This is a genomic window from Streptomyces sp. NPDC040405 (assembly GCF_055595765.1).
In genome coordinates, this window is sequence record NZ_JBVIVI010000003.1 from 632,433 (window position 1) to 650,826 (window position 18,394).

The window sequence follows — 18,394 nt, forward strand, 5'->3', positions numbered from 1 at the left end:
TCCCGACCTGGAAGGATGCATCGGCCCGACACCGGGAGGACACTGGTCGTAACGGACGCCTGGCAGGGAGCCCTTTCATGACCACTTCGCGGGACCTGTTGATCGTCACGATGGACGCGGAGACCAGCCGCCTGGTGGAGCGGGGCGATCTGTCGCTCGCGCTCGCCGGAGCCGAGCTGATCGACCTCCTGGGCGCGCAGGAAGCCGGGCTGGACGGCGAGCGCATCGTGCCGGGCCCCGCGGGCGCGCCCGCCGATCCGCTGCTGCACCAGGCCGCCTCGTCGCTCGTCCGCGAGGCGCCGTACGAGTCCATCGGCGACTGGCTGTGGCGCAGGGGCCGCGGGCTGTCGGCGACCTATCTGTCCGCGCTGGAGGCGGACGGACAGCTCGTCCGGCAGCGCAACCGCCGCTGGAAGGTGTTCTGGACCCGTGAACTGGCCCTGGTCGACACGGACGCCCGCCGCCGTGCGGCGAACCGCCGGCGGACGGACGAGCCCGTCCTGACCGCCCTGGCGGAGGCCATCGGCATCCGCGACAGGGACGGCGAGGGGGCCGACGAGGCCATGGAGGTGTCCGACGACGCGGTGGCCCGTGTGCTCGCCGCGCTTGACGACGCCCTCGCGGAGCTGGCCGCCGAACGGCAGCGGCGGGACCGGCGGCGCGACGCGGCGGCCGTGGACAACGTCCGCCGAGGCTACTGACCCCCGGCGTCTGCTAACCGAACCGGTGCGTCCCCGACCAGCCGGGATCCCCGGTCGTGGCGAAGCGCACCCACGCGCCGTGCATCTCCGCGGCGAGCGACCGCGGAATGTCCGGCCCGAGCAGCCCGTCCGGCGTACGGAGGGCGGGCAGGCCCGTGTTGTCGAACACGAACGGAAGTTCCGCGGTGTGGCACGCGCCGAACGGACCGTCCCGCCAGTCGAAGTCGTACGTGTACGCCTTGCCGTGCAGGGACACCAGCCGCTGGCTGCCGCCCCGGAACATCGCGTCGATGGCGGCGCTCAGCCGCGGCTGCTGGTAGAGCCGCGACTCCTCGGTGTTCGTGCCCACGATCAGGTCCACCGGGTGCGCCTCGGGTACGTCGTCCAGCACCACCCCGAACGGGGTCAGCCGTGCGCCGGGGCCCGGCAGCTCGCCCACCGCGGACACCAGCCGTTCGTCGGGGATCTCGGCGAACCCCGCCACCGTCGCCGCAACGCCCAGGCGGTCGGCCAGCGCCCGGGTCGTCTCCGCCGCCTCCGCGCCGGTCAGCGTGTGCAGCCCGCCGCTCTGGCTGATGGCGCGCCGGAACAGCCCGGCCGCCCCGGGCGTCACCAGCAGCGCGCTGACGATCATCGCGCCCGCCGACTGCCCGAACACCGTGACCCGGTCCGGATCCCCGCCGAACTCCGCGATGTGCTCGCGCACCCAGCGCAGCGCGGCGACCACATCCAGCAGGCCGCGGTTGCCCGGCGCGTCCGGCAGATCGAGCCAGCCGGGCGCGCCGAGCCGGTAGTTGAGCGTCACCAGGACGACGCCGTCGCGGGCGAAGGACGTCCCGTCGAACAGCGGTGCCTGGCCGGTGCCGGACAGGAAGCCGCCGCCGTGCACGTAGACCATCACCGGTGCGTCTCCGCTGCCCCCTTCCTCCGGGGCCTCCTCCGGGGCCCAGACGTTGAGGGTCAGGTAGTCGTCGCCGCGTACCCAGCCCGGACCCGTCACCGGGCTCAGGTCCAGCGGAAACCGCCGCGCCGGGGCGGGGGCGGTCGGCCCCGGCCCGTCGAGCCCTCGTACGCCGTCCACCGGAGTCGGCGCCGCGAACCGCGCGGCCCCGGTCGGGGCCGCGGCGTACGGGATGTTACGGAAGCTCTTCACCGCCATGCCGCCCACTCCTTCACCGCGAACCGGTCCCCGTCGCGCCGTACTTCGGCCGCGCCCGCGCCGGGGAAGTGCGCGGGGAACAGCAGGGCCCCCTCGTCCGCGGCCGACTCCAGCACCCGGCGCCGGGCGATCCGGGCGCGGTCCTCGTCCTCGTCGAAGCAGGGGCTGTCGTGGGGCTCGACGAGCTGCAGCGGGCTGTGCAGCAGATCGCCCGCGAACAGCGCCCGGTCCGTGCCCGACCGCAGCCGTACGACGGTGGAGCCGGGCGTGTGGCCGGGGGCGGGTTCGAGGGTCAGATTCGCGTCGATGTCGTAGTGGTCGCCCTCCCACAGCACGGTCTGCCCGGCCTGGTGGACCGGGGCCACGCTGTCCTCGAACACGTTCGCCATTTTGGGGCCCGAGCGGGTCCGGTGGCCGTTCTCCGGGTTCCAGTAGTCGAAGTCGGCGCGTGAGATCACGTACTGCGCATTGGGGAAGGTCGGCCGCCACTCGCCGTCGACCCGCATGGTGTTCCAGCCGACGTGGTCCCCGTGCACATGCGTGCAGATCACCGTGTCGACGTCCTCCGGGCTTACCCCCGCCGCGGCCAGCTCACCGAGGAAGTCGGTGTTCAGCTGATGGAAGAGCGGCATATGCGGCCGCTCCCGGCCGTTGCCGATGCCGGTGTCGATGAGGATGGTCCGGCCCTCGCTGCGCAGCACCCAGGTCTGGATCATCGTGCGCACCTCGTCGGCGGCGAGGTCCACGAACTCGGGTGCCAGCCAGCTCTCGTTCGCCCGCCAGTGCTCCATGGGCACATCGGGAAAGATGATGTCGCGGGCGAGGCCCTTCGAGGGCAGCTCGACCACGCGGGTGAGGTCGACGTTGCCAAGCGTCATGGTGTCCATGCGTCCAGCCTGCTCCCCGGCCCGGGGCCGGCGGTATCCGTCACATGACTGCACCGGCGGATACAGTCGAGTGATGACCATGGTCGGGCGGGAGAGCGAGAGCGCGGCCGTGCTCGGTGTGACCAGCGGCGTGCTGATCGTGACGGGAGAACCGGGCGCGGGCAAGAGCACCCTGCTCGGACTGGCGGCGGACCGGCACCGGGGACGGGGCCGGGTGCTGCGGATGACTGGCAGCGAGAGCGAGGCGAACCTGCCGTTCGCCGGACTGCACCAGCTCCTACGCCCGATCCTCGGCGGCACCGCCCGACTACCCGCCCGCCAGCGGTCGGCCCTGCTGGCCGCGATCGGCGCCGAGGCCCCGGGCGACGGGGGCAGCGACCTCGGTGGTGCCGGTCGCCAGGACGGCCCGGGCGCCGCGGGCGCTGGCGTCGAAGGCACCGGCCCCTGGGAGATCAGCGGTCGGGATACGGGCATTGAGGGCGCGGGCCGCGGCCGCTCCGGAGCCACCGGTCGTGGGGGCATCGGTGCGGCGGGCGCTGGCGTCGAGGACCCCGGAGCCCGAGCCGCCGACCCAGGAGCTGCCGACCCAGGAGCCACTGCCCCCGGATCCACCGACCCCGCGGCCGGTCGCCACCGCGCCACCCCGCCCGATCGACTGCTCCTCGGTGTCGCGCTGCTCGCTCTGCTCTCCGATCTCGCCCAGCGGTCGCCCCTGCTCGTGCTGGTGGACGATCTGCAGTGGGTCGACACCGGCTCGCTGGAGGCGCTGGCCTTCGCCGCACGGCGCATCGACGACGAACCCCTTGCCGTACTGGCGGGCACCCGGGACGCGACGGGCGGCGCGGCCCCGGCGGCGTTCTCCGGATTTCCCACGCTCCCGCTGGGTCCGCTGGACGCCTCCGCGGCGGTCCAGCTGCTGGACCGGCAGCCGCATCCGCCTACCGGCAGCCGCCGCATGCGCATCCTCGACCAGGCCGCCGGAAATCCGCTGGCCCTGGTCGAACTGGCCCGGGCGCATGGGGCGTACGGCGCGGACTCCGCAGGGCTTACGCACTCCACCGCCGAAGACCTCCTGCCGCCCACCGACCGCCTGATGCGGCTCTACGCCGCCGACCTCGACGCCCTCCCCGCCGACACCCGAAACGCCCTGCTCCTGGTGGCTGCCGACGAACGGGCCGTGGCGGGCCGGATCGAGGCGCTGGCCGCGGCCGAGGCGGCCGGACTGCTCCGGATCACCGGGGGCGGCGACGCCCGGCGGGCCCGCTTCCGGCATCCCCTGATCCGGTCCGCGGTCTATCACTCCGTACCGTTGGCCGCCCGGCGCCAAGCGCACCGCGACCTCGCCGCGTCGCTCACCGGGGAACCCGACCGCCGCGCCTGGCATCTGGCCGCCGCCGCGGAGGGCCCGGACGAGGAGATCGCCGCCGCGCTGGAGGAGTCCGCGGGCCGGGCCCGGACACGCGGCGGGTACACCGCGGCCGTCACCGCGCTGGAACGCGCCGCCGAGCTGAGCCCCGCGCCGCACGATCGCGCCCGCCGCCTCGTGGCGGCCGCCCGCGAGGCCGTCGCCACCGGCCAGCCCCACTGGGTGCGCGAACTCGCCGCGCGGGCCCGGGCGCTCACCGACGACCCGGCGCTGGTGGCCGAGGCGTCGCTGCGGGTCGGGCAGGTGCTCACGCTGAGCGCCGAGCACGACACCGCGCTGACGTTGCTGACCCGGGCGGCGGAAGACCCCCGGCTGCGCCGGACGGCCGTCGTGCTGGCGTCCGTGGCCGGTTTCTACTCCGGCGACGAGGACCATCGGCTGGCCGTACGGGCACAGGCGCAGGGCGACCCCTGGACGCTCACCGTGACCGACCCCACCGAAGCCCGCTCCGAACGGGTGGCGGCGCTCCCGGCGCTGGTGGAGCAGGCGGACGGCGACCCGGCCCTGCTCAATTCGCTCGGCGCGATGGCGTGGCTGCTCGACGAGACGGCCCTCGCGGTACGGATCTTCGACGACGCCCTCGACCGCTGGCGGCTGCGCGGCGCCCTGCCCACCGGTCTCGGCTGCACGGCGGGGTGGGCCTACCTGGACCACGGGCTCTGGGCGCAGGCCAGGCTCGCCGCCACGAACACCGCCTCCTCCGTCGCCGGGCTGCCCCACCTCGAAGCCGCGGTACGGTCCCTCGAAGCCGCCCCGCTGGCCCTGACCGGACGGACCGCCGAGGCCCGTACCGCCGCGTCGGACGCCCTGTCCCTGGTCGATCCGCACCGCAGCCGCGCGGTCGCCGTCCGCGCCCGCTGGGCGCTGGGCATGGCCGCCGTCGCCGAGGGCGACCAGAGCACCGCGTACGAACAGTTCCGCCTGCTGTTCACCGCCGAAGGCGACCCCGTTCACTACGCGTGCTCCCACGCCGGGCTCGCCGAACTCGCCGCCGCGGCCGTACGCACCGGCCACCACGCGGAGGCCGCCGCCATCGTGGAACGCACCGAGAAGCGGCTCGCCGACGACCCCTCACCCCGGATGCGCGCACTGATCCACCGCGCCCACGCCCTGCTCGACCCCTCCCGCGCGGAACCGCACTTCACCGCGGCGCTGGCCGACCCGGCGGGCCGTCAATGGCCCTTCGAACGCGCCCAGATCCTCCTGGACCACGCGGAATGGCTGCGCCGCGCCCACCGCATCACCGACGCCCGCCCCCTCCTGCACACCGCTCTGGAGACGTTCCGCCGCCTCGGCGCCGACCCCTGGACCGACCGCGCCGGGGCCGAACTCCGCGCCGCGGGTGTCGACGCGGCCCCCGCCGCCCCGGACGCCCTCACTTCCCTCACACCCCAGCAGCAGCACATCATCCGCCTCGCCGCGAAGGGCCTGAGCAACCGCGAGATCGGCGAACGTCTCTTCCTCTCCCCCCGGACCGTGGGCTCCCACCTCTACCGCAGCTTCCCCAAACTCGGCGTCACGGCCCGCTCCCAACTCCGCGACGTCCTCGAGGCTTCCGGTCGGACCTAAGGGTGTCCGTCAGTCGCGGAGCCGCAGCGCGCGGTCGACCAGCGGGCCCGCGGCGCCGGTGTAGTGGGCCGGGTCGCACAGGGCTGCCAGCTCCGGGGCGTCGAGATCGAGCTCGGGCAGGTCGGCGAGGACCTTCGCGAGGGGCTGGTCCGTGCGTTCGGCCTCGGCCGTCGCCGTGTCGAGTAGCTGCCTGGCCGCCGCCTTGCCGAGGCGTGGGGCCAGTACGGCGGCGACGCGTTCGGAGACGATGCGGGACCCGGTCAGCTCCAGGTTCTCGGCCATCCGCTCCGCCCGTACCCGCAGGCCCTCGGTCAGTTCGACCGCGGTGTGGGCGGCGCCGCCGGTGAGGCGCAGGCATTCACGCAGCAGGTGCCATTCCGCGTGCCAGCCGCCCGCCGAGCGTTCGTCCTCGGAGAGCAGACACTGAGTCAGGCCCGTTGCCATGGGGGGCACTTGGAGGGCGGCGCTGCGCAGCAGCGTGGCCAGGACCGGGTTGCGTTTGTGCGGCATGGCCGATGAGCTGCCGCGGCCGGGGGCGGTGGGTTCCTCGACCTCGCCGACCTCGGTGCGGGCCAGGGACTGCACATCGACGGCGATCTTGCCCAGGGCTCCGGCGGTGAACGACAGGGCCGAGGCGAGGTCGGCGATCGGGGTGCGCAGGGTGTGCCACGGCAGGGCCGGTCGGGCGAGGCCGGTTTCGGTGGCGAACGCGGACACCAGATCGTCGAGGTAGGCGCCGGGCTCGACGGGCCCGGCGTATGCGAGGTAGCCCGCCAGGGTTCCCGCGGCTCCGCCGAGGGACACCGGCAGACCGGTGTCCGCGACAGTGCCGATGCGGTGGGCCGCCTGCAGCAGCAACTCGCGCCAGCCCGCCGCCTTGAGCCCGAAGGTGGTGGGCACCGCGTGCAGCGCAAGGGTGCGGCCCGCCATCGCGGTGTCCCGGTGCTCGGCCGCGAGCCGGGCCAGGGCGCGGGCGGCGGTGTCCAGGTCGGCCCGGATCAGCCGGAGCGCGTCGCGCGCGACCAGCATGGCGCCGGTGTCGAACACGTCCTGGCTGGTGGACCCGCGGTGGACGTACTCGGCGGCGGCCGGGTCCTCCGCCGCCACCACCTCCGTGAACGCGCGTACGAGGCCCACCACCGGGTTGGCGGTTTCCCGCGCCCCGACGGCGACCGCCCGCAGGTCGAGCCGCTCGGCACGGGCCGCCCGGGTGATGGTGTCGGCCGCCGACACCGGCAGGGAGCCCAGCCGGGCCTGGGCGCGGGCCAGCGCGGCTTCGGCGTCGAGCATGGCCTGCAGCCAGGCCAGGTCGCACACCGCCGCCTCGGCGGGAGTGCCCGCGCGCACCGGGGAGAGCAGGCCCGCGTCGGTCAGGATGTCGCTCATACGATCACTCCCGCGGTGAGTGGCGTGGGCGTCCGCGCGGCGGGGGAGAGGGCCAGGATGGTGCGGGCGATCGCGTCGGCGTCGCCGAGGCTCACCGAGTCCACGCCGGGGCGTATCCCGGCGGCGGTCACCCAGTGCACCGACTCGGTCGGGACACCGTAGGCGAACCGGCGCGGATGGACCCGCCCCTGTGCGTCGACGACATGGCACGGCCGCTCGGTGACGTCGAGCCCGCCCGTCTCGTAACTGACTCCTCCTTCCCCCTCGATGCGATACGGACGGCACTGCTCGGTGAGCAGCAGATGGCGCAGCAGCGGATCCGCGGCGCGGCGCACGTCGGGCACCGGCAGCCTGGCCTCGATCAGATGCCGCGACCGCACCCGCTCACCGGGGACCAGGGCGGACCGCGCGACGAAGGCGGGCCGCTCGGTGTCGATGCACACCTGGGTGCCGGGGCCGGTGACCTCCAGGACCCCCGCCTCGATCAGCGCGATCATCTCCTCGACGCGGGAGACCGGCGGGCCGATGGAGAGGAACGCGTTGAGCGGGGTGTACCAGCCGTCCAGCTCGTCCAGATGGGACCCGCCGTCCAGACCGCCGTGGTCGACGGTCAGGCGTACTTCGTTCCGCAGGTCCCGCAGTACGTCCAGGGCCGCCTTGAGCGGTCCGTCGACGTTGCCCGCCTTCGCCTCCGCCACGTCCCGGGCCAGATAGTCCAGCAGCCAGGCCCGGTACTCCGCCCGGTCGGCGAACTCGCCTCCGGCGCAGGGCTGTTGGAGTCGGTCCCAGTCCCAGCGGTCGCCGGGGGCGATGCCGTACGCGTCCAGGAGGGCGGCCCGCTCCTGGCGCGTGGCGGTCAGGAAGCGGTCGGTGAACGGCCCGGGATCGGCGCCGCGGGAGGCCAGCAGCGTGCCGTAGTAGACGCTCTCCACCTCTGCCGCGATCAGCGGCCACACATCGGCGCCGAAGCGCACCCGGTCGCCCGCCGCGGCGCGGCGGCGCAGCCGGGCGATGGTCTCGGGGGTGAGGAGCCGCGGAACGTGGCGCCCGGAGGCGCCCTTCTGGTTCTCCCCGCGCGCGTGGTACGGCACCCCGCGGCGCGAGCTGGCGAACATCACCGGCTCGCGCCCCGAGGGCCGGTACACCAGGCGGTCCCCGACGCGGTCGAACACACCGCCGCGGCCGATGGTGAACAGCGCCATGTGGTCGAAGAAGGTCAGGCCGAGTCCGCGCAGCAGTACCGGCTCCCCGGGCTCGATGAAACCGGTGTCCACGTCGGCCGGGTTGGCCGGGGTGAGATAGCTGAGGTGGTGGATGCGGGCCAGGCTGGCGGTGCGCTCCTCGCGCGGGGTGAGGTGGGTGGGGAGGTGGCCCAGGGCCAGGACCACGGCGTCCAGTTGATGGATCCTGGTGCCGTCCGCCAGCCGGATGCCCTGCGGCCCGCCCGGCACCCCGCTGGTGTCCGCCATCGCCACCGCGCGCGAGCGGTGCACCCTGAGGGTGATGTGCTCCGGGGCGCGCGCGGCCACCCGCTGGAAGCTGTCCAGCAGATAGCGGCCGTAGAAGGCGCGGGTGGGGTACGAGTCGGGGCCGAGCGCCCGGGCCTCGGCGAGCGTGGGCGTGTCGTACTCGCCCGGCTCACTGAACCGGGCGAGGCTCCGCGCCCACTCGTACAGGCTCGGGCCCGGCTCGATCGGGCCCTCGATGCGCACGCTGTCGTCGGTGTACACGGTGATCTGGGAGGCGACGGTGTTGGTGAGCAGATGGCGGGACTGGCCCGGGCGCCACACCGCGCCCGCGCCGGGCGCCGCCGGGTCGACGACGTGCACGGTGAGGGTCTCGTACGACCGTGCCGCGCGCTCGTTGGCGCACAGCCGCTCCACCACGCACAGCCCCCGGGGCCCGGCGCCGACGACACACACCTCCGCGTGGCCGCCGCTCATCGCCGCGCCCCCTCGTCGCACTCGTCGCCGAACTCAGGTAATCCGTGGCCCAGTTGGTCGTGCGGATCAGTGGCGGGCATCGCGGACGACATCTCGATCCTCGCTCTCGCTTCGGCTCCGAGCGGGTGCCTCGGTCGGGTGCTCTCCCGGGCGAGCAGCGTATGCCGGGAGGCGCGATTCCGGCGTTCCGCCCGAATGTCCCCAGTTGCCCGGCGCCGCCGAGCAGGGCCGCTCGGCCGTCGACCCAGTTGCCCACCCGGGCGGTGTGGTGGCTGGCGTCATCCTGATCCGGCTGAACCCTCGACCGGCCGCCGGACCGTATTAACGCGCGGAGAAGAAGAAGAGAAAAAGAAAACACCCCGGCTGCCTTGAGTCCGGGGAGTTCCGCTGCGTATATTGGGGATTTGTGTGCCTGCACGCATTCGGGGCACATTGAAACTCGATGAAGTCATCATATCCAGCGGGAGTTGAATTGTCAAACGCGGAATTGCGTCAGGAGCAGGAATTCATCGACCTGCTCCATGCGCGTCTCGCCGAACTGCGGGCCGGGGCCGAGGAGGCGGTGAGTGACGCCCTGTCGATGGAGGGGCGGAACTTCCAGGCGCGGCTGGAGCGCGATGTGCTGGTGTCCGAGCGGTCCGGGCTGCTCGCCGCGTTCGACGCGGGGGAGCGGGGGCTGTGCTTCGGGCGGCTCGCGTTCCGTGACGGCCGCGACCACCACATCGGGCGCATCGGCATCCGGCGTGACGACGAGGAGCACACCCCGCTGGTCGTCGACTGGCGGGCCGATGTGGCGCGCCCGTTCTACCTGGCGACCGGGCACACCCCGATGGGGCTGCGCCGCAGGCGGCACATCACCACCGAGCGCGGGCAGGTCACCGCCCTGCACGACGAGATCCTCGACCTGGCCGACACCGTGCGGACCGGGCACGAGAACAGCGACGCCGACGCCGTGCTGCTCGCCGCGCTCGACTCGGCCCGTACCGGGCGGATGCACGACATCGTGCAGACCATCCAGGCCGAGCAGGACCGGATCATCCGCGCCCCGCACCACGGCGTTCTCGTCGTGGAGGGCGGGCCCGGCACCGGGAAGACCGTGGTCGCGCTGCACCGCGCCGCCTATCTGCTGTACGCGCAGCGCGAGCTGCTGGCCCGCCGCGCGGTGCTGGTCCTGGGGCCCAACCCGGCGTTCCTCGGCTACATCGGCGAGGTGCTGCCCGCGCTCGGCGAGACCGGTGTGCTGCTCGCCACGCTCGGCGAGCTGTACCCCGGGGTGACGGCCACCGGCACCGATGCCCCGGAGGCCGCCGAGGTCAAGGGCCGCGCCACGATGGCGGATGCCCTGGCCCGCTTCGTACGGGACCGGCAGGCGCTGCCCGACCCGGAGATCGTGATCCCTCATGACGACGGTGACCTGGTCCTGGACGCGGACATCGCGAGCGACGCGCGGTGGCGCGCACGCGAGACCCGGCTGCCGCACAACCTGGCCCGGCCGCACTTCGCGTTCAGTGTCATCGACGGACTGACCGCTCAGCTGACCGACCGGATCGGCGAGGACCCCTTCGGCGGCCCGAACCTGCTGGGCCCGGACGATATCGCCCAGCTCGGCAAGGCGATCGCGGCCAGCTCCGAGGTGCACGCCGCCATCAACGAGCTGTGGCCGGAGCTCACCCCGGAGCGGCTGGTCGAGGACTTCCTCACCGACCCCGTGCACGTCACCGACGCCGAAGCCGCCGCGATCCGCCGCACCGGCGGCGAGTGGACCCCGGCGGACGTGCCGCTGCTGGACGAGGCCGCCGAACTGCTCGGCGAGGACGACTCGGCGGCGCGCGCCGCCGCCGAGGGGGCGCGGCTGGAGCGCATCGAGTACGCGCAGGGCGTGCTCGACCTCTCCTACGGATCCCGCACCCAGGAGTTCGAGGACCGCGAGGACGACGACTCCGAGGTGCTGGCCGCCCACAACCTCATCGACGCCGAACGCCTGGCCGACCGGAACGAGGAGGCCGACCACCGCAGCGCCGCCGAACGCGCCGCCGCCGACCGCACCTGGGCCTTCGGCCACATCATCGTGGACGAGGCGCAGGAGCTGTCCCCGATGGCGTGGCGGCTGCTGATGCGCCGGTCCCCGACCCGTTCCATGACGCTGGTCGGCGACCCCGCGCAGACCGCGGAGCCGGGCGGCTGCGGCTCCTGGGCCTCGATCCTCGCCCCGTACGTCGAGGACCGCTGGGAACACACCCGGCTCGGCGTCAACTACCGCACCCCGGCCGAGATCATGGACGTCGCGGCGGAGGTGGCCCGGACCTCGGACCCCGCCTTCGAGCCGCCGAGTTCGGTACGTGCCACCGGCGTACGTCCGTGGGCGCGGCACACCGCCGACCTGCCGGGCGCGGTGGCCGACGCCGTGGCGCGGGAGTCGGGGGCGGAGGGCCGCCTCGCGGTGATCGCCCAGCGCGGCCACCACGACGCCCTCGCGGCCGCGCTCCCGGACGCGTCCACCGGGCGGTCCCCGGATCTGACCAGCCCGGTGGTGCTGCTGGACCCGCGGCAGGCCAAGGGGCTGGAGTTCGACACGGTGATCGTGGCCGAGCCGGGGGAGTTCGGGACGAGCGATCTGTACGTGGCGCTGACCCGGGCGACCCAGCGGCTGGGCGTGGTGCACACCGGGGCCCTGCCGGAGGGCCTGGCCGGGCTGTCCGAGCCGCAGGCCGCGGACGTTCCGCCGGAGCGGTGAGCCGGGCCGCGGTGCGGAGATGCCCGGGCTGCGGTGCGGAGGCATGGAGGGCACGGAGGTGTGGAGACACGGAGGTGTGGCGGCGCGGTCCTGAACGGCCGGGGACACTTCCGCGGCGGTCGGACGAACGCCCGGTGGGCGCCGTCCGCCGATTTGCCCCGGGCCGGGGGCCGTATGCGACAGTGGATCGCCCTGTTCGGCCGGGCGCGCCCGCGCGCGCAGCCGCCGACGGGCTCCCCACACCTCACAGAACAGTCCCCGGTCGCGCCCGCGCGCGTCCGGACTGTCGCCGTCCCTCTACTACGTCATTCCTGAGAGCGATGCTGGCAACGACTCTTCCTCCCCGGACCACGGACCTGTTCAGCCAGGGCCTGGAGTTGCGGCCCGGTGCCGCGCTGCTGCGTTTCGGCGCGGCGCGGCAACGACCGGTCGGCCGTTTCAGCTGGTCGAGCGATGGCGCCGCGGCGTGGCTCGACGACACCCGCGGGCATGTGTGGACCGTCGGCGGCCCGGAGCCGGCCGCCGGGCTCGTCCTGCGCGCCGCGCAGCGCCGCCCGGAGCAGGTGCGGGAGTTCACCGGGCCGCGTGGCACCGAGGCCCTGGTCGCCCGCCATCTGCCGGTGGACGACGTGGTCGAGTGGGTGTTCCGCTGGACGCTGGACGAGCCGCCCGTGCACCGGGCCGAGAAGCGCGTCGTCGTCCTCGACGAAAGCCACCACGACGAGCTGCTCGCCTTCCTCGGTGAACACAGCCCCGCCTACTCGACCGGCCCCGGCTCCGCGCATGTGAGCCTGTGGTGCGGAATTCGTGACGACGCCGGGAATCTGGTGGCCTGCGGCGCCCTGAGTAGCCTGCGGGACACCGGGGCTCCGCTGATGGCATCCGTCGCGACGGACGCCGCCCAGCGCGGCCAGGGGCTGGGCGCGGCGCTGACGTCGTGGCTGACCCGGTACGCGGTGCGCCGCCACGGCTTCTGCACGCTGTGGCAGCTCGCCGACAACGTCCCCGCCGAACGGCTCTACACCCGCCTCGGCTACCGCAACGAGGACCCCTGCGTGGCCGCCCGGATCTCCGCCAACTGAGCGTGGCGGGCCTCATGACAACAGTCACATCGGACCCCGGAACGAACGGGGCGCAATAGTAGATACCCGCTCGGCGAAATCGGAGACTTTTCGGCTCTTGCCGACATGTCGTATCCGGGTTCGCCACGGGTCCGGTGTCCCGCCCGGCGCCAAGGCCACCAGGTGTTCTGACGGCGGGACACCGTCACATCTCCTTCACCGGACCCCCGCAGCACATCCCGACGTCCCTCCGCAAGCGCCGCCCGGCACTACGACCCTCGGTAGTAGCGAACATTTGTTGCATTGCCTTCGGGGCGGACCCAAGAATGACGGCTCACACCGCGCCTCGGCAGTTCTGGCATCGCTGCGCACAGAGTCGGCCGTACACGGGGGAGGGCGTGCCGGGACTACCGAGTGAGGGACACGCATGAGCAAGCACCGGACCACGAAGACGCACCACCGGAAGATAGCCATCGCCGCCGTCGCGGTGGCCGCCGTGGGTGTGCCGTCCGTCGCGATGGCGTGTCTGGACGGGCCGGACGACAAGACCACGAAGGCGAGCGGTGTCGAGACCAGCGCGTCCGCGGGGCAGGGGCAGGGGCAGGACCGGGACAAGCAGTGGCACGAGAAGAAGAGCCACCACCGGGATGCCGGGAAACCGGCCCGGACGAAGCGGGCGAAGGAGACGGAGCGGGCGTCGCGGTCGGCCTCCGCCACGCCGAGAACCCGTACGACCTCCGCCCCCGCCACCACCCTCTCCGACACCGCCCCGGCGGCGGCGGCGTCGAAGGCCCCGGCCACCACCGCGCCCGCCACCAAGGCCGCCGCCACCCCGTCGACCACGGCGTCCAGCGCCGAGGCCCAGGTCGTGGAGCTGGTCAACGACGAGCGCGCCAAGGTGGGGTGCTCGCCGGTGAAGGTGAACGCGAAGCTCACCAAGGCCGCCGAGGCCCACAGCGCGGACATGGCCGAGCACAGCAACATGTCGCACACCGGGTCCGACGGGTCGCAGCCGGGCGACCGGATCGAGAAGGCGGGCTACTCGTGGAGCACCTACGGTGAGAACGTCGCCTACGGCTACAGCTCGGCCAAGAGCGTGATGGAGGGCTGGATGAACAGCTCCGGTCACAAGGCCAACATCCTGAACTGCGACTTCAAGGAGATCGGCGTCGGCCTTTCCGGGTCCGACAACTACTGGACGCAGGACTTCGGCACGGCCCGCTAGCCCTCTCGCCCCGCCCACTTTTTGCGGTTCGCGCCGAGTTCGCGTTCCTGGGCCCGTTCGCGGATGCGCACCATTATGGTCGGGTGCCATGCACGTGGCTGGTGTCCTCGACAGGGTGACCCGGGTGGCCGTGCGCCCGGTGGTACGGACCGGGGTGCCGCGGGTCCGGGAGCCGCGGCGGCGCCGGATGGCCGTGGCCGTCGCGGTCGTCGTGGCCGTGCTGCTCGCGCAGATGGCCATCGCCATGGTGACCGCGGCCGTGGAGCAGACGCCGACCATCGACGAGCCGGTGTACGTGGGGACGGCGAAGACCTACCTGCAGGAACACAGTCTGCGGTTCAACCCCGAACACCCGCCGCTGGGCAAGCTCGTCATCGCCACCGGACTGCTGTTCGCCCACGCCCGCCTGGCCCCCGGTTTCGCCGGGGACCAGGGGGCGCTGGGGCGGCGTCTGCTCTACGAGTCGGGCAACGACCCCTGGCAGGTGATGCTGTGGGCACGGCTGCCGGTGATCGTGCTGACGCTGCTGTTCGGGCTGGTCGTCTTCGCGTTCGCAAGGGAGCTGGCCGGTCCCGTGGGCGGAGTGGCGGCGCTCGCGCTGTACGCGTTCTCGCCCGATGTCATCGCGCACGGTTCGCTGGCCACGCTCGACGTGCCGATGGCCGGTTTCCTGCTGACCTCGGTCTGGCTGCTGTGGCGGGCGCGCCGCCGCCCCTTATGCCACCTGCCGCTCGCCGGGGCGGCGCTCGGCGCGGCCGCGGCCACCAAGATGAGCGCGCTGCCCGCGGTTCCGGTGCTGATGCCGCTGGCGGTGCTGTCGTACGCGTACGCCCGCCGGACACCAGGCACCGGAGCGCGCGGCACCGGAGCGCGTGGCACGGCGCGCACCCTGGCACCGGCCGTGGCGGCCGCGGTGGGCATGGCGCTGGTCGCGCTCGCCGTGGTGTGGGCCGCGTATCTCGCCGTGGACCCGCGGTTGCGCTGGACCACGCCCGGCAATGTGCCCGCCGTCCACGGGCTGCGCGGGCTCGCCGTCGACCTGCTGCCGTTTCCCGAGCCGTTCCGCGACGGGATGCGCATCCAGTTCGGATTCGAGAATCAGCTGTGGCGCGGCTTCCTGCTCGGCCACCAGTACCACGGTTCGCTCTGGTACTACCTGCCGGTCGCGCTGCTGGTGAAGACGCCACTGGGCATGCTCGCGCTGTGGGCAGCCGGTGCCGCCGCGATGGTGGCGGTGCCCCGGCTGCGGCCCGCGGCGCCGTACGTCCTGCTGCCCGCGGCCGTGCTGCTGGCCATGGCCATGAACGGAGCCCGCGACCTCGGCGTGCGCTACGCGCTCTTCCTGCCGATGTTCCTGGCGGTCGCCGCGGCCGGGCTGGTCACGCTCCGGTGGCGGGGGGCCCGCGGAGTGACGGCGGCGCTGGTGGTGTGCGTGGCGGTCAGCTCGCTGCGGGCCTCGCCGTACTACCTGCCGTACGCCAATGAGGCGTTCGGCGGCCCGGCCGAAACCCACTTGTACCTGCACGACTCGAACGTCGACTGGGGCCAGGACCTGGGGCGGCTGGCCGACCGCCTCCGGGGGCGCTACCGGGGCGAGCGGGTGTGGCTGGTGTACAAGGGCAGCGGTGTGCCGTCCGCGTACGGCATCCACGCCTCCGACCCGCGCGGGGTGTCCCCGGGCCGGGTGCGCGGGCTGCTCGTCGTTTCGGACTCCTCGGTCGCCGGGGCGCGGGGACGGCTGGCGGCGCTGATCGAGCACAGCCGTCCGGTCGACGAGGTCGGCCACTCCCTCACGGTCTTCCGCCGCACCTAGCGCGCTCCGACGGCAGCCGGGGACGACCGGTTGCGCTGTTTCCAGCCATGATCGGTAAAGTTCTCCTCTGCACGTGCGGGGGCGTGTGCCGTGGGAGTCGTCTCTTCTCAGCTGTCGTGCGCCCGCTCACCGGCCGCCGACACCGAGGAGGAACACCCATGTCATACCCGAGGCCGCCCGAAGGCCCGGGCGGCGCTGGGCCCTACGGACACACACCCCAGCAGGGCCCGCCGCCCATGCCGCCCCCACCGCCCATGCCGCCGTCCCCGCCGCCCGCCGCCCCGCAGGGCTGGCAGGGGACGCCGGCATACGGCGGCCAGGGCTCCCAGGGCGCACCGTACGGCGGGCAGCAGGGGACGCCGTACGCCGGTCAGGGTCCCCAGGGCGCACCGTACGGCGCCATGGCCCCCCAGCAACCGCCGCCGCCCGCGCGGCCGCAGAAGAACACGGGGCGCACCTGCCTCACCGCCTTCCTCGGTATCGTCGGCGGGCTCGCGATGCTGGGCGGTGGCGCGCTGACCGCGCACGCCTACTCGAACCACAGCCAGAACATCTCCAACCACAGCGAGTACGGCGCCTCGATGTGGCGCAACGAGCCCGCGGACAAGCTCTTCCCGGACACGCTCGCGCCCAAGGAGAACTCCCAGTCCGAGAGCGCCGACCGCAAGCGCGCGCAGTGGCACCGCATCGGGATATCCGAGGAGACCGGCTGTGCCGACGGGCTGAGCGGGGCCACCGCGGCCGAGGCGAAGAAGCTCGGCTGCAAGGCAGTGCTGCGCGCCACCTATGTGGACCCGACGGGCAACACCGTCGCGACCGCCGCGCTGATCGTCCTGCCCGCGGGCGACTCCGTGAAGAACGAGATGAGCACCTTCTTCGACGCCGAGAAGGAGAAGGACAACCCGGGACCCGGGGTGAAGGCGTACGCCGTCCCGGGCACCATCGCGGCCCGGTGGAGCGACGCGCGGTCCAACGGCACGGCGGGGCAGTCGGTGACCGAGATGTACGTCCCGTACGCCCTCATGGTCTCCGCCGGGGCCGTCGACGGCCGCAAGGCGGGCGAGCTGCCCGGTGAGTGGGGCAGGTACAGCAGCGACGCCGAGCAGGACCGCGCCCCGTGGCGGGGCGCCGCCACCGGCCTCGTCGACGCACTGAACATGCACCTCGGCGATCTGCTGTTGGAGGAGACCTCATGAGCACCCGGCGACACACCCGCGCGCGCGTCGGCACCGCCATGACGGCGGTCGCCCTCGGCTCGGTGCTGGGCGTGGTGGCCGCGCCCCCGGCCAGCGCCGCGAACCCCACCCCCACCAGCTGGGAGGCGAAGGCGCTCGGCCTGGCCTCGGCGCAGCGGACCGCGCAGGGCGAGGGCATCAAGGTCGCGGTCCTGGACAGCGGCGTCATGACCAACCATGTGGCGCTGCACGGCAAGGTGACCACCGGCCCCGACTTCCTCAAGGACGGTCTGCAGCCCGGCGATTCGCGCTGGGGCGACCATGGCACCATGATGGCCTCGGACGTCCTCAAGGTGGCCCCGAAGGCGAGCATCCTGTCGGTCCGGGTGATCGACGACAAGGAATATCACGACCCCGAGGACTGGAAGCAGGGGCCCAGCCCGGTCGGCCAGGGCATCGACTACGCGGTCGACCACGGCGCCGATGTGATCTCCATGTCGCTCGGTGGCGAGATGTTCGGCGACAGCGTCGACGAGGACGAGGTCAACGCGCTGGCCCGGGCCGCCCAGAAGGGCATTCCGGTCATCGCCTCGGCGGGCAACGACGGCGACATGTTCAACGACGCCTCGTACCCGGCGGGTTATCCGGGCGTGATCGCGGTGGCCGCCACCCAGCAGAACGGCAGCCGCGCCGAGTTCTCCACGGTGCGGACGTACAACTCGGTCGCCGCGCCGGGCGTGGCCATCATGAGCGCGAAGAACACCGGAGGGTACGAGCCGGTCAACGGCACCTCGCCCGCGGCGGCGCTCACCTCGGGCGTGGTGGCCCTGATGCTGTCGCACAACGACAAGCTGACCCCCGCCCAGGTCCGCGCCCTGCTGACGAAGACGGCGCGCCATCCGGCGGGCGGGCGTGACGCGCTGGTCGGGTACGGGCCGATCAACGCGGCCGCCGCCGTCCAGGCATCCTCGAAGCCGCCCGCCGACGGCACGGTCCCCGTGAAGTACAAGGGCAAGGAGCATCTGGCCGCCCCGGACGGGACGCCGAAGACCCAGCATCCGCCCCTGGAGACGGATCTGGTGACGATCGGCCTCGGCGCGGCGGGCGTGGGGCTGCTGATGGCCATCGGCGCGGTGCTCATCACCCGCGCGGGCCGCCGCCGCGCGGCGGCCGTCGCCGCACCGCCCGCGGGTGCTCCGCGGGGCTGGTGACGGCGTGGGGGGGGGGGGGGGGGGGGGGGGGGGGGGGGGGGGGGGGGGGGGGGGGGGGGGGGGGGGGGGGGGGGGGGGGGGGGGGGGGGGGGGGGGGGGGGCGA

Annotated in this window: 12 protein-coding genes; 8 read left to right on the forward strand and 4 right to left on the reverse strand. The window is 73.7% G+C overall.

The window, feature by feature from the left end:
* The first annotated feature begins 77 nt into the window (after positions 1-77).
* Positions 78-701, forward strand: coding sequence for a GOLPH3/VPS74 family protein (locus ACZ59A_RS16375; protein WP_470958980.1), 624 nt, complete (start codon positions 78-80; stop codon positions 699-701).
* A 13-nt stretch (positions 702-714) separates the two neighbouring features.
* Here ACZ59A_RS16375 and ACZ59A_RS16380 read toward each other — a convergent pair whose 3' ends face one another.
* Positions 715-1,860 (reverse strand): carboxylesterase/lipase family protein, encoded by a 1,146-nt coding sequence (locus ACZ59A_RS16380; protein ID WP_470958982.1) that lies wholly within the window; start codon positions 1,858-1,860, stop codon positions 715-717.
* The gene (locus ACZ59A_RS16385) at positions 1,851-2,747 is read right to left on the reverse strand and encodes an MBL fold metallo-hydrolase (RefSeq protein ID WP_470958985.1); all 897 of its coding nucleotides are present in this window, start codon (positions 2,745-2,747) and stop codon (positions 1,851-1,853) included. The genes ACZ59A_RS16380 and ACZ59A_RS16385 overlap by 10 nt, the downstream gene beginning before the upstream one ends.
* 79 nt (positions 2,748-2,826) lie before the next feature.
* On the opposite strand from ACZ59A_RS16385, the gene ACZ59A_RS16390 reads away from it, so the two are divergent.
* Positions 2,827-5,742, forward strand: a complete 2,916-nt coding sequence (locus ACZ59A_RS16390; protein WP_470959684.1) for a helix-turn-helix transcriptional regulator — start codon at positions 2,827-2,829, stop codon at positions 5,740-5,742.
* 9 nt (positions 5,743-5,751) lie between these two features.
* Here the strand turns inward: ACZ59A_RS16390 and ACZ59A_RS16395 are convergent, their stop codons facing one another.
* Both ACZ59A_RS16395 and ACZ59A_RS16400 read right to left on the reverse strand, forming a co-directional pair.
* The gene (locus ACZ59A_RS16395) at positions 5,752-7,128 is read right to left on the reverse strand and encodes a nitrosuccinate lyase (RefSeq protein ID WP_470958988.1); all 1,377 of its coding nucleotides are present in this window, start codon (positions 7,126-7,128) and stop codon (positions 5,752-5,754) included.
* Positions 7,125-9,071 carry an FAD/NAD(P)-binding protein gene (locus ACZ59A_RS16400; protein WP_470958991.1) on the reverse strand — a complete coding sequence of 649 codons (1,947 nt, stop codon included), beginning with the start codon at positions 9,069-9,071 and terminating at the stop codon, positions 7,125-7,127. The genes ACZ59A_RS16395 and ACZ59A_RS16400 overlap by 4 nt, the downstream gene beginning before the upstream one ends.
* Before the next feature lie 487 nt (positions 9,072-9,558).
* On the opposite strand from ACZ59A_RS16400, the gene ACZ59A_RS16405 reads away from it, so the two are divergent.
* From ACZ59A_RS16405 to ACZ59A_RS16430, 6 genes are all read left to right on the forward strand, one after another.
* Positions 9,559-11,805, forward strand: coding sequence for a HelD family protein (locus ACZ59A_RS16405; RefSeq protein WP_470959686.1), 2,247 nt, complete (start codon positions 9,559-9,561; stop codon positions 11,803-11,805).
* Between the two features lie 320 nt (positions 11,806-12,125).
* The gene (locus ACZ59A_RS16410; protein ID WP_470958994.1) at positions 12,126-12,887 is read left to right on the forward strand and encodes a GNAT family N-acetyltransferase; all 762 of its coding nucleotides are present in this window, start codon (positions 12,126-12,128) and stop codon (positions 12,885-12,887) included.
* Positions 12,888-13,293: 406 nt separating this feature from the next.
* Positions 13,294-14,091, forward strand: a complete 798-nt coding sequence (locus ACZ59A_RS16415; RefSeq protein ID WP_470958996.1) for a CAP domain-containing protein — start codon at positions 13,294-13,296, stop codon at positions 14,089-14,091.
* An 88-nt stretch (positions 14,092-14,179) separates the two neighbouring features.
* A complete protein-coding gene (locus ACZ59A_RS16420) occupies positions 14,180-15,904 on the forward strand; it encodes a glycosyltransferase family 39 protein (protein ID WP_470958999.1) in 1,725 nt (574 codons plus the stop codon).
* A 158-nt stretch (positions 15,905-16,062) separates the two neighbouring features.
* Complete coding sequence (locus ACZ59A_RS16425; RefSeq protein WP_470959002.1) at positions 16,063-17,100, forward strand: hypothetical protein; 1,038 nt, start codon at positions 16,063-16,065, stop codon at positions 17,098-17,100.
* Positions 17,097-18,290, forward strand: coding sequence for a S8 family peptidase (locus ACZ59A_RS16430; protein ID WP_470959005.1), 1,194 nt, complete (start codon positions 17,097-17,099; stop codon positions 18,288-18,290). Before ACZ59A_RS16425 ends, ACZ59A_RS16430 begins: the two co-directional genes overlap by 4 nt.
* Positions 18,291-18,394 lie beyond the last annotated feature (104 nt).

Excerpts from the sequence above, each read along its gene's own strand:
- ACZ59A_RS16375 (WP_470958980.1), top strand. The coding sequence starts at position 78 with ATGACCACTTCGCGGGACCTGTTGATCGTCACGATGGACGCGGAGACC.
- ACZ59A_RS16380 (WP_470958982.1), bottom strand. The coding sequence starts at position 1,860 with ATGGCGGTGAAGAGCTTCCGTAACATCCCGTACGCCGCGGCCCCGACC.
- ACZ59A_RS16385 (WP_470958985.1), bottom strand. The coding sequence starts at position 2,747 with ATGGACACCATGACGCTTGGCAACGTCGACCTCACCCGCGTGGTCGAG.
- ACZ59A_RS16390 (WP_470959684.1), top strand. The coding sequence starts at position 2,827 with ATGGTCGGGCGGGAGAGCGAGAGCGCGGCCGTGCTCGGTGTGACCAGC.
- ACZ59A_RS16395 (WP_470958988.1), bottom strand. The coding sequence starts at position 7,128 with ATGAGCGACATCCTGACCGACGCGGGCCTGCTCTCCCCGGTGCGCGCG.
- ACZ59A_RS16400 (WP_470958991.1), bottom strand. The coding sequence starts at position 9,071 with ATGAGCGGCGGCCACGCGGAGGTGTGTGTCGTCGGCGCCGGGCCCCGG.
- ACZ59A_RS16410 (WP_470958994.1), top strand. The coding sequence starts at position 12,126 with ATGCTGGCAACGACTCTTCCTCCCCGGACCACGGACCTGTTCAGCCAG.
- ACZ59A_RS16415 (WP_470958996.1), top strand. The coding sequence starts at position 13,294 with ATGAGCAAGCACCGGACCACGAAGACGCACCACCGGAAGATAGCCATC.
- ACZ59A_RS16420 (WP_470958999.1), top strand. The coding sequence starts at position 14,180 with ATGCACGTGGCTGGTGTCCTCGACAGGGTGACCCGGGTGGCCGTGCGC.
- ACZ59A_RS16425 (WP_470959002.1), top strand. The coding sequence starts at position 16,063 with ATGTCATACCCGAGGCCGCCCGAAGGCCCGGGCGGCGCTGGGCCCTAC.
- ACZ59A_RS16430 (WP_470959005.1), top strand. The coding sequence starts at position 17,097 with ATGAGCACCCGGCGACACACCCGCGCGCGCGTCGGCACCGCCATGACG.